General features: G+C 57.7%; 8 protein-coding genes. 6 read left to right on the top strand and 2 right to left on the bottom strand.

Annotated features, from left to right (window positions below; translation table 11 throughout):
• Positions 1–4: 4 nt before the first annotated feature.
• Positions 5–1,036 carry an aldo/keto reductase gene (locus OVA03_RS10735; protein WP_267524424.1) on the bottom strand — a complete coding sequence of 344 codons (1,032 nt, stop codon included), beginning with the start codon at positions 1,034–1,036 and terminating at the stop codon, positions 5–7.
• 191 nt (positions 1,037–1,227) lie between these two features.
• Between OVA03_RS10735 and OVA03_RS10730 the strand changes: the two genes are divergently transcribed.
• From OVA03_RS10730 to OVA03_RS10705, 6 genes are all read left to right on the top strand, one after another.
• Positions 1,228–1,896, top strand: a complete 669-nt coding sequence (locus OVA03_RS10730) for a dienelactone hydrolase family protein (protein WP_267524422.1) — start codon at positions 1,228–1,230, stop codon at positions 1,894–1,896.
• Positions 1,897–2,056: 160 nt separating this feature from the next.
• Positions 2,057–3,256 carry an MFS transporter gene (locus OVA03_RS10725; protein ID WP_267524421.1) on the top strand — a complete coding sequence of 400 codons (1,200 nt, stop codon included), beginning with the start codon at positions 2,057–2,059 and terminating at the stop codon, positions 3,254–3,256.
• Positions 3,257–3,851: 595 nt separating this feature from the next.
• Positions 3,852–5,084, top strand: coding sequence for a TetR/AcrR family transcriptional regulator (locus OVA03_RS10720; RefSeq protein WP_267524419.1), 1,233 nt, complete (start codon positions 3,852–3,854; stop codon positions 5,082–5,084).
• Positions 5,085–5,127: 43 nt separating this feature from the next.
• Positions 5,128–6,429, top strand: a complete 1,302-nt coding sequence (locus OVA03_RS10715; protein WP_267524418.1) for an MFS transporter — start codon at positions 5,128–5,130, stop codon at positions 6,427–6,429.
• Positions 6,430–6,558: 129 nt separating this feature from the next.
• Positions 6,559–8,838 (top strand): TonB-dependent receptor, encoded by a 2,280-nt coding sequence (locus tag OVA03_RS10710; RefSeq protein ID WP_267524415.1) that lies wholly within the window; start codon positions 6,559–6,561, stop codon positions 8,836–8,838.
• Between the two features lie 100 nt (positions 8,839–8,938).
• Positions 8,939–10,132 (top strand): phosphatidylinositol-specific phospholipase C1-like protein, encoded by a 1,194-nt coding sequence (locus tag OVA03_RS10705; protein ID WP_267524414.1) that lies wholly within the window; start codon positions 8,939–8,941, stop codon positions 10,130–10,132.
• 27 nt (positions 10,133–10,159) lie between these two features.
• Here the strand turns inward: OVA03_RS10705 and OVA03_RS10700 are convergent, their stop codons facing one another.
• Complete coding sequence (locus tag OVA03_RS10700) at positions 10,160–11,200, bottom strand: metallophosphoesterase family protein (RefSeq protein ID WP_267524412.1); 1,041 nt, start codon at positions 11,198–11,200, stop codon at positions 10,160–10,162.
• Positions 11,201–11,274 lie beyond the last annotated feature (74 nt).

Raw genomic sequence — 11,274 nt, 5'->3', positions numbered from 1 at the left:
CAGATCACCATTTGACCGGCTTTGGATTGCGTTCGTCAAAGTCCATCTGGTGCCAGTACGGATAGGGCTTGGGTCGCGTAGACGCCCCATCCAGGCGCGCCACCTGATCCGGCGTCAGATCCCAGCCAAGCGCGCCGAGGTTCTGCGTCAATTGCGCTTCGTTGCGGGCGCCGACGACGATATTGGCCACCGTCGGGCGTTGCAGCAGCCAGTTAAGCGCCACTTGTGGCACGGTCTTCTCGACCTCAGCGGCAATCTCGGTCAGGATATCGACGACATCATAGAGATAGTCCTCATCGACTGTTGGCCCGCCGGCATCACCGCCCTGAGCAATGCGGCCTTCGCTGGCTTGAACGCCGCGGCGGATCTTACCGGTAAGGCGTCCCCAGCCGAGCGGCGACCACACCATGGTGCCGACGCCCTGATCCTGCGCCAGCGGCATCAGTTCCCACTCATAGTCGCGCCCGATCAGCGAGTAATAGCCCTGATAGGCCACGAACCGGCTCAGGCCATAGCGGTCGGCGGTGGCCAGCGACTTCATCAGGTGCCAGCCGGAATAGTTGGACGCGCCGATATAGCCGACCTTGCCCGACGTGATCAGGGTATCGAGTGCTGACAGCATTTCTTCGGGCGGGGTCAGGGCATCATAGCCGTGCATGAAATAGACATCGATATGATCGGTGCCAAGCCGTTTCAGACTGGCCTCGGCGGCGCGCACAATATGATAACGCGATGAGCCTTTGTCGTTGGGGCCGGAGCCTGTGGTAAAGGTCGCCTTAGTCGAAATCAGCACCTGATCGCGGCGACCCTTGAGGGCCGCGCCCAGAATTTCCTCTGATGCGCCTGATGAGTAGATATCGGCAGTATCGAAGAAATTGAGGCCGTGATCGAGGCAGACATCAATCAGGCGTGAGGCTTCGGAGACATCGGTCGCCCCCCACTTGGCGAACATATCGCCCTTGCCGCCGAAGGTGCCGGTACCGAAGCTTAAGACAGGGACTTTCAGACCCGATCGGCCAAGTTGACGATATTGCATGGGGTAGCTCCTTATGAATAGGCATTGCTCATCTAAGGCGTGGCATTCAGGATTTAAACCACCTGTGCCGTCAAAATGTGAATATCTTTTACAAGCCGGTTGGAACGACAACAGCCATGCACAAAAACATCTTGATCCGTTACAGAAGACAATCGTACCTCTAGGCGACAGTAATTTTACGGAGCTTGCACATGGGACAGCTTATTGATCTAAAACGACCGGACGGTGGCCAGTTCCAGGCCTATGTGTCCGACCTTGATCCGTCACGCGCCAGCGTGATCGTGCTTCAGGAATGGTGGGGCCTGAACGATCATATCAAGTGGATCGTTGACCGTATGGCGGGTGAGGGCCGCTTTAACGCCATCGCCCCCGACCTTTATCATGGCCGCGTCACCGGCGATGCCGATGAGGCCAGCCACATGATGAATACGCTCGATTTTCCGGGCGCGGTCCATCAGGACATTGTGGCTACCCGTGACTATTTGAAAACGAAAGGCGGCAAGGTCGGCATTATGGGCTTTTGCATGGGCGGGGCGCTGACCATTGCGGCGGCGGCCCGCCTAGACGGCTTTGCGGCGGCGGTCTGCTATTACGGTGTGCCACCGAAGGAATTTGCCGACCCTAAGGATATCAAAATCCCTCTGCAGGGCCATTTCGGCAGTCAGGACGATTGGGTCACTCCGCAGGTCGTCTCCGACATTCAGATTGCCATGGTTGGTGCCGGAAATCCACCGGAACTGTTCAGCTATGAGGCTGACCATGCCTTTTTCAATAAGACCCGTCCGGAGGTCTATAAGGCCGAAATTGCCGAGCAGTCGTTTGCGCGCACTCTGGCCTTCTTCAAGACCCATCTGGCGTGACGGCGTTTACCACAAGATCAGTCAAATCCAATTGTCGGCTGTAGTTTTGCGAACCTAAACTAATGTATAGGTATGGATAGACTTCCATTGACTAGGCGCTTCCCCTTGCCGGGGCTAAGATTGAGCGACAGATCGCAATAGACATAGCAAGGCAATGGACATGGCAGAACCAAGCCGGACGGCAGGGGCCCCCGCTGATGGTAACGGCAACGTGGGGCAGGTCACGCTGCTGGCCATGGCCGTTGCCTGCGGCATCGCGGTCGCTAACATTTATTATAATCAACCCATGCTTGGCATAATCGAGGCCGAGTTTCAGCATCAGCCGATTACCGGCATGGTACCAACCGCCACTCAAATCGGCTATGCGCTGGGGTTGTTCCTGTTGCTGCCTTTGGGTGATCTGATCAATCGACGGCAGATGATTATTGTCCAGTTCATCATTCTGGCGGCGGCATTAGCCTTGGCGGCCCTTGCCCCATCTGCCTGGATGCTGGTCGCAGTCTCTGTCATCGTCGGAGCCTGCGCCACTGTCGCCCAGCAGATCGTCCCTTTTGCGGCTTCGCTGGCCGTGCCTGAAAAGCGTGGGGCTACCATTGGCACGGTGATGGCTGGTGTGCTTTCGGGCATATTATTGAGCCGGACCCTGTCAGGGTTTGTCGGCGAACACGCCGGATGGCGGGACATGTTCTGGATCGGCGTACCGTTAGCACTGGTTGCCGCCGGCCTCATGTTTGCGGTTCTGCCGCATCACACGCCGACCTCGACGTTGCGGTATCATGAGGCGATCCGCTCACTTGGGCACCTCTGGCGGCGTCATCCATCGCTCAGGGCCGCCACGATCATTCAGGCCTTAATGTTTGCGTCATTCACAGCGTTCTGGACGATTCTGGCGCTTTATCTTGAAGGTCCGAAATTTCGTCTCGGCGCGGATATCGCGGGCCTGTTTGGCATTATCGGTGCGGTCGGGATATTTGCTGCCCCACTTGCAGGGCGGGTGGCGGATAAAAGGGGGCCGCATTTCGTGGTCTGGCTGGGGGCCGGCCTGACCATTGCGGCCTGGCTGATCTTTGGCGTCTGGGCATCGATCATCTCACTGGTCATCGGGGTCATAGTGCTCGATTTTGGCATACAGAGCGCGCTTATTTCTAACCAGCATATCGTCTACGCCCTTGATGCCGATGCGCGCAATCGGCTCAACACTGTGTTCATGACCGGCATGTTTTTGGGTGGGGCGACCGGCTCAGCGCTGGCGATGCTTGCCTGGGGTAAGGGGGGATGGGGCGCTGTCTGCTGGCTTGGCGCCGCACTGGGCCTTACCGCGTTTGCAGTCAAATTCACCCATCATCGCCGCCATCCGTAAATGATTTCCTGAATGACTTGGGAGCGCTCGCAAAGCTTAGGGCTGCGTGGATTTGCGAGACGACGACGGCCCCTTCACCCACGGCGGCGGCGACCCGCTTAGTTGATCCCGCCTGGACGTAGCCTATGGCGAAGACATGGGCAGACTGGTTTCAAGGGCTATGGCTACAGTGCCGGTGCCCTGTGCAACTGTTGCGGCGAAATATTTTAGCGAACTATTCGCTGCTGGCTGTGGCTGCTCCTGACATATTAATAAGCCAGAGCCGTGGAAATTGCATAACACGTAGGTTATAGCTGCCCGGTCGAAGTTCGGGGGGCTTGTTTAAATTGTGGGCAGTTTGCAGGCGTTACGTCATAAGATTGTTACCTGTTGTGGTAATGCCATAATCTTTGCCAACCTAAGCGGCGTTCAACCGGCATCTGAGGGTAATGGCGAGGTTTTTAATGTCTCGCCGCCGTCACTTGAAACTGCCTTGTCGGCATTTGTACGTCCCCCAAATATTATGAATTCAGTGTCTTAACAGTTAGAAGAAAGTTCAGATCTACTTGATCAAGGCGTTTTTCGCTAAGGGGGCATAACTTTTAAAGGTAACAGTATGGCGCGACGTGATCTCTTACCCACGGATATTCTGACTCCGGCCCTCGATATGGTGGCCGAGGAGGGGTTAGGAGCGCTTACCCTGCGTCCGCTGGCACAGCGCACCAACACCAGCGTTTCAGCCCTGACCTACCATTTCGGCGTCAAGGACGATCTGCTGCGTCATCTGATCAGTACGGCCCGCACTGAGGATCAGGCGTTTTTCGATGGCTGGCGGCGGCGGTTGGATGCGGTGAATAGCCTGTCATCAGTCGAGATGGCCAATCTGGTCGAAGCCATACTGAGCGATATGGTCAACTGTCATCAGCGCCGCGCCCTGTTTTTCAGCGAACTGGTGCAGGCCAGCGCCCATCAACCGGGCGTGGACATAATGCTTTTGCCGTGGCTGGACGATCGGCTTCGGTTCTGGCGCGACCTGACGGGGCGTCTCAGTCCGGCAGCAGATATCGATATGGCCGAGGTGCTGCACGCCTATGCGATTGATGAAACCGTGCACGCTCTGGCGCTGGAGGCGTTGCCCGCCTATCGCTGGCTGCGGCGTCTGACGGTGCGGCGTCTGTTTACGGGTTTTGTCAGTGCAGGCCCAGCGGCGGGTGATGCTGATCTGTTTCGGGTGTTTTACGACGAACTGGGACAATTGCCGGATGCCTTCGGCGTTGACCATGAAGCGGCGGCCCTTAATCACAAGCAGGCCGCCATTGTCGGTCATATCTCCGAACTCATCGTCAGTGCGGGGATTGAGGCCGTCACCCATCGGGCGGTGGCTGGGCGGGCAGGGGTGGCGGCCTCAACGCTCGCTTATCATTTCCGCACGCAGGAGGATCTGGTCAAGGCCGGGTTAGAGGACATCATCCGCCGGCTCCAAACGCAGGTCAGCGACCTGACGGCCGATGGCGGACGGCAGACCTTTGTGCGTGAGGTCAGCCATCGGCCCTATTCCAGTATTGAAATTGCCCGCGCCACCTTTGCTGTCGCCCTGTCGGCGACCCGCAGGCCGCAGCTTTTGGCCTGTGCCGCCGACATGCGCCGTCGCCGCGGGATCAATCTGCACAAAATACTTAAGGCCGAATTTCCCGACCCGCGCTTTGATCCGCTGGCCGCGCAGGCTCTGTCGGTGGCGGCCATTGGCCAGATTGTTCTGTCTGGTTCCAAAGGCCATACTGAGGCGTCGCGCGATGCCACCGAAAGGCTTGAGACTTTAAGCGGCATCATCCGCCAAAAACTTTCATAGCCATATGTTATCACGTCCGGCGACCTGACGGGGAATGTACCACATGACGCCTTCACGAACCGAACCGCTGAGTTGGGCGCAGGTTATGGCCCTGTCAGCCCCGACCTTTGCCTTTGTGGGCTTCGAAGGTTCGGTCAGCATTTTTTTGCCCACCTATCTGAGCACGCATATCGGCCTGTCCTTGGCGACGATTGCGGCCCTGATGTTTGCTATACGGCTGTGGGATACGCTCAATGACCCGCTGATGGGCGCGGTTTCGGACGCGACGCGCTTTAGCTATGGACGTCGTAAGGTCTGGATCGTGGCGGGTCTGCCGTTGGTGCTGTCCGGCACGGGCTTTGTCTATTTTGCGCCGCCTGACCTGAGCCTGTGGCAGATGGCGGCGGGCCTGTTCGTTCTGACGGCTGGCTGGACGATGATCAATGTGCCGCATGGAGCCTGGGCGCTGGAGATTGGCCAGACCCCGCAGGCGCGTATGAAGATCTTTGGCCTGAGGTCTGCAGCCGGTCTGCTGGCCATGCCTATATTTGTGCTTGGCCCGGCCGTGCTGGAGCGCATGGGCCACAACAATGTCGCCGCCCATATGGCCCTGATCGGTGCTTTGATTCTCATCGTGCTGCCGGTGGCTGTGGTCTGGATGCTGTGGCAGACGCCGGATACGAGCGGTCAGGGGCGGCTTGACGTACGGACGGTGTGGCGGGGTTATGGTCTGGCCTTTTCAAAGCGGGCCTACTGGCCGCTGGCGGCCCTGTTCGGCGGGGCCGGGGCCTATTACGCAGTGGATGCCGGGCTTTATCTGTTTCTGGTGCGCTATGGCATGGGGTTGCCGGAGTGGGGGGTTAGTCTATTGCTGGTTCAGACCGTCTGCGGGCTGATAGGGATTGGGGTGTGGATCCAGCTTCACCATCGCTGGGATACCCGCCCGACGCTCAGGCTGGTTCTGGGGCTTCAGATTGTGTTCTGTCTGATCCTGCTGATCCTGCCGAAAGGCGAGGTCTGGCCATTTGCCCTCTATAGCGTGGCGCGCGGCCTGATGAGTGGGGCGGTATTTACCTTGTTGCGGGCCCTTCTGGGGGAATTACTGGATCAGGAACGCGACGCCGATGGGCGAAAACCGGCGGGGGCATTTTATAGCGCGTTTCATCTGGTGCTGAACCTGGCGGCGGCGTCGGTCACCTTTATTCTGTTCCGGGCGCTGGGGGCGGTGGGTTTCGATCCGCGCCTGCCGGTAACCAGTGAGGCTCAGGCCGAGGCCGTGCGCCTGGCGGCTGTGATCGGCCAGTTCATACCGTTGGTGTTTATGCTGTGGGTGCTAACGCGACGGATGGTGACGCCCAAGGTGTGAATTCGTACAAATGTAACGCAATGGTCGTTTAAGTGGCTTTTTAAGGCGATTAAAATCGAACAATCGTCACGCAACCGTCATGTGTTGATGCTATTTCCCCGCCATCATAATCGGCCAGAGGGGTTTGCCATGTCTTTTTCCAAAACGTCTTCAGGGACTTTCCGCCGCGTCCTGAGTGCGGCGTTTATCACCGGCGTCAGCGCCTTGCCATTCGCACAAGTGTCTGCCCAGAACGCCGACCAAAGTGCCGCGCCTGTTGAGCTGGAAACCGTTGTCGTCACGGCCCAGAAGCGGTCTCAGGCCGTTAAGGACGTGCCTCTGGCCATCACGGCCTTTACCGCATCGGATATCGACCGCGAAAATTTCACGGATTTCGAACGTCTTTCGACCCGCACGCCGGGCTTTTTTGTGCAGCAATCGACCGACTCGTCAGCTAGTTTTGTCATGCGCGGCATCGAGGCCGGCAATGCCGGAGCCATTGCTGAGCCGTCGATTTCGTTCTTCCTAAATGATGTTGACACCTCACGCTCGCGCGGCCTGCTGAAGGAACTGTTTGACGTTGAACGTGTCGAAGTCGCCAAGGGCCCGCAGGGCACGCTTTATGGCCGGGGCTCCGAAATCGGCGCGGTGGCGGTCTATACCAAAAAAGCCAATACCGGGCTTTATGACTGGAACCTGGAAGGCCAGCTTGGCAATTATGATCTCTATAGCGTCGGCGGCATGATTAACGTCCCGCTGGTGGAGAATAAGCTGGCGTTACGTGTCGCGGCCCGCCGCCGTGAGCGTGAGGGTTTTCAGGATATTCTGTCCGCCAGCAAACCTGCCGGCAGCGACGATCTGTGGGCGGCGCGCGTATCGCTGCGCTATGAGCCGTCCGACGAGATGGCCTTTGACCTGATCGTTGATCATCAGGCCGATAATGATAACGCCACCATCACCAAGGCCCTGTCGGTGGCCTCACCCGGCACCGATACGAACCCGTTTACAACCTTTGACCGTAACGCGTTGCCCGTGCCGCAGCAGCGCCGCCAGACCGGTGTGACCCTACTGGGCGACTGGAAACTGAGCGATAGCTGGACGCTGAACTCAATCACCGGCTACCGCGAAGTGACGTTTCAGGAATCGTGGGACGGTGACGGCACCAGCTATCCGTTTATCCTGCCGGTCAATAATCCCGACAATCAGTGGCTGACCAGTCAGGAATTCCGCCTGCGCTATGACAATCAGGGCCGCTTCAAGTCGGTGATGGGTGTGTCTTTTTATAAGGACCGCACCAAGAACGAGCTGAGCTTTATCATCAATGAGCAATATCTGCTGGCGGGCTTTCCGCGCGTCCTTACGCCGGTAACGACCTTTATGGGCATGCCGGTGACCACAGGCAACCAGACCGATCTTTATAGTGCCCTTAGCCGCGATTCGGTCTCGGCCTATGGTAACATCACCTATGCCGTCACCGACCGACTGGTGGTCGATGCGGGCCTGCGCTACACCCGTGACGACGCGACCGTCCGGCAGCGCTCCACTGTCTCGACCATCGATGGCATTGCCCCGATCGCCTTGAGAAACGGTTTGTCCAATTCGCTCGGTCAGACCTTTAGCCATTCGGAAACCTACGGCCTGACCACCCCGCGTCTGGCCGTGACCTATAAGCTCAATGACACCATGAATATCTATGCCGGTGTTTCCAAAGGCATTAAGGCCGGTTACCCGCAGATCAGCTTTGCCGCCCCGGTTGGTGGTGTCGCTCAACCCGCCTACAGCGAAGTTAAATCCGAAGAGGTCATCAATATCGAGGTCGGGTTCAAGGGCAACATCGCCCCGCGCACCTATGTCGAAGCCATCGCCTTTAGCTATGACTATAATGACTTCCAGACCCGCTCACAGGATCTGACCAAGGGCACGATCAATGCCGGTAAGGCGTCAGCCTATGGGCTTGAACTGCTGGGCCGCACCAAGATCACGCCTGAACTGACCCTGAACGGCAGCTATACCTATCTGCACACTCAGTATGACGAGTTCTTTGAGGTCGTAGGCGGCACTTTGGTTGACTATTCCGGCAACAGCTTCCGTCTGGCGCCTGAGCACACCGCCTCAATCAGCGCCGACTATCGTCGTCCGATCAGTGCCAACTGGCAGGGTTATGGCAATGTCAACTATTCGTGGAAGTCGGAATATTTCTTCAACAACGACAATCTTACCAATGAGCGTCAGGAAGCGTTTGGCCTGACCGATCTGCGCTTAGGCGTTGAGCGTCAGGATGGCACTCTGCGCTTAGAAGCCTATGCCGAGAACCTGTTCGACACTCAATGGTACCGCGATGTCGGTAATACCGGAAAGTCTTTCGGCATTTCCACCGTCATTCCGGCCGCCCCCCGCTTCTTCGGCGTGCGCCTGACCGTTTCGAAATAGGTATTCAGGCTCCCCCCTGAACGCCGTTTCGAAATCAGAGGCCATCCGTTCTGATCCGCTAAATCCGGGCGGGTGGCCGCCTTTTTTGAGAGTTCTTCACATGAAATATCTGCTGATAGCGGCGGTTGCCGCCGTGACCTTGGGGCAGGGTGCCGCCGCCGAGGATTTCGACACCGCCCCGCGCGATCTGAAACTCAATGAGATTCAGGTGCTGGGCACGCATAATTCCTATGCCCGCCCGGTCGATAAGCGCCTGCTGGCCGTGGTTGATCCGATCCTTGACAAGCTGATGGCGCAGTTTTCAGCCAATATGTCAGATGCCGACATGGCACGTTTCAAGGAGGAGCACCCCAGCGGTATGAAGCTGTCCGAAGGGCTTAACTATGATCATCCTGATCTCAAAACCCAGCTTGAGGCCGGTTTGCGCAGTCTTGAAATCGATGTCAATCCTGACCCTGAGGGCGGCCATTATCTCGATCCGGCCGGTTATCGATTGCTTCGGGCGCAGGGCGTTACCGACCTGCCGGCGCATAACACGACCGACCTGGATAAGCCCGGTTTCAAGGTGCTGCATGTGCCGGATATCGACTTTCGCAGCCATTGCCCGACGCTTAAATTGTGTCTGACTGACTTGCGCGAATGGTCGGATGCCAACCCAAGGCACGTACCCGTTTTTATCCTGCTGGAAGCCAAGTCTCAGGGCATTCCGATCCTTCCCGACCCGACCCCGGCGGTCCCTTTCGATAAGGCGCGCTTTGATGAACTGGATCAGGAAATCATCAGCGTGCTGGGCCGTGACCGCCTGCTCACCCCGGACGATGTGCGCGGCCACTATCCGACCCTCAATGCCGCCATCAGGGCCGGCAACTGGCCCAAACTGTCCAAAGCCCGCGGCAAGTTCATTTTCCTGATGATCACCGCCAATGGCCCGGCCAGCACACGCCTCTATCTGGACGGTCATCCGTCGCTTAAAGGCCGGGTCGCCTTTCTGCGCGCCGAGCCGGGCGAGGATCACGCCGCCTTTTTGATGTACGACAATGCCCTTGTGCGCTCTGAGGAGATAAAGCGCTATGTCAGCGAAGGCTATCTGGTGCGCACCCGCTCGGACATCGAAACCTATGAGGCCAAGACCAATGACATGACCCGCGCATATGCCGCCTTCGACAGTGGCGCGCAGGTGGTCTCCACCGATTTCTTCCGCCCCGGCAATGCCTACGGCACTGACTATGTGGTGACCTTGCCCTGCGGTGGTGCGGCGCGCTGCAATTCGCTCAAATGCCCGCCAAACCCGTGAGACGCCGACGGTTTGGAGTCTAGCGGCCTATTGTGAGACCGGCTGGGATCCGGTCAACAGGCCAGAGGCCCGAAAGGGTACAGGGTTAGACAGGTCTATGTTCAGTCGGGTCACATCGACAACGCCATAAGGCTGTTGCGTGGTGGCGTTAACGCCGGCGTCTCCGGCGGCATTCAGCCTCCATAGATTAGCCACGCCAAAATCGCCTTGAGTCAGAGTAAAGGGATCTGTGTCGCCATGCACCAGCAAAACCGGCTTTCCGAACCGTTGCGCGTTAGCCGTCAGGGCCTGCCGAACTGAGAAAAAGCCATCGCAGTCATTAGCCACGCGCTTTGTAACCGCATCACGGCAAGGACGGTCTGAGCTCGCAACGGTCATGTCGGCTTGCATCACGACAATCACCGCTTTTGCTTTTTGCTGTTTTGCCCGATCAAAGGCCGCGTTCAGCCACTTTACATTGGCCTTGTCACGGTAATCGGCCGCCCGCGCCGCCTGATTCAGGTCGTCGCCCATGACGGCGTCCCGCCCGTTGTTCGTACCACTGACGTTCACAGTGACGACGATAACATTGGCGAAGTCCAGGCGAGCGTTTTCCGGCAATTTGCGCGACCGAGTGTAGGTCATCGTTGCCGGAACCACCACGTCACGGCTAAAAAACAGGCGGCGAAGGGTATCTAATCTTTTCAATTCCGAAAAGGGTTTGCCGGTTGTGGGATCGACTTTCCGATCACAGTCGGTCCATTCATTGTCGCCGGGTGTGTAGATAACCGGCAGGGGGGCGAGTGCGTTCAGAAGTGACTGGAACCGGCTGTCGTGTCGGCCACAGATGTCTCCCCCGGATTGAATATCACCAACATGCAGGACAAATGATGGATTGGCAGCTTTGGTTGCGGGCAGGGCGCGCGCCAGCATAGCTTCGTCGGCTGATGTGTAGGGTGTATCGCCAAATACAACCACTTCAAAAGGCGCAGAAGCAGACGAGGTTAAGGGGGCGGGTTTCGGCCCTGTAGTACAGGCCGCCAAAGCCATGGCCAAAACTAAGCTCAACACCTTTATGGCTGTGCGCACGAATTATCTCCTTAACCTCTTGGCCTGGAAAATCAGGTTAAGCCATGAACTGTACCAGACAAATAAGACACGTT

This window comes from Asticcacaulis sp. SL142, from assembly GCF_026625745.1.
Lineage (GTDB): Bacteria > Pseudomonadota > Alphaproteobacteria > Caulobacterales > Caulobacteraceae > Asticcacaulis.
This window is presented reverse-complemented; position numbering and strand designations above follow the sequence as displayed.

Bases quoted from the DNA above. Each gene is read 5' to 3' on its own strand.
- OVA03_RS10725 (WP_267524421.1), top strand. From the start codon at position 2,057: ATGGCAGAACCAAGCCGGACGGCAGGGGCCCCCGCTGATGGTAACGGC.
- OVA03_RS10720 (WP_267524419.1), top strand. From the start codon at position 3,852: ATGGCGCGACGTGATCTCTTACCCACGGATATTCTGACTCCGGCCCTC.
- OVA03_RS10715 (WP_267524418.1), top strand. From the start codon at position 5,128: ATGACGCCTTCACGAACCGAACCGCTGAGTTGGGCGCAGGTTATGGCC.
- OVA03_RS10730 (WP_267524422.1), top strand. From the start codon at position 1,228: ATGGGACAGCTTATTGATCTAAAACGACCGGACGGTGGCCAGTTCCAG.
- OVA03_RS10710 (WP_267524415.1), top strand. From the start codon at position 6,559: ATGTCTTTTTCCAAAACGTCTTCAGGGACTTTCCGCCGCGTCCTGAGT.
- OVA03_RS10705 (WP_267524414.1), top strand. From the start codon at position 8,939: ATGAAATATCTGCTGATAGCGGCGGTTGCCGCCGTGACCTTGGGGCAG.
- OVA03_RS10735 (WP_267524424.1), bottom strand. From the start codon at position 1,036: ATGCAATATCGTCAACTTGGCCGATCGGGTCTGAAAGTCCCTGTCTTA.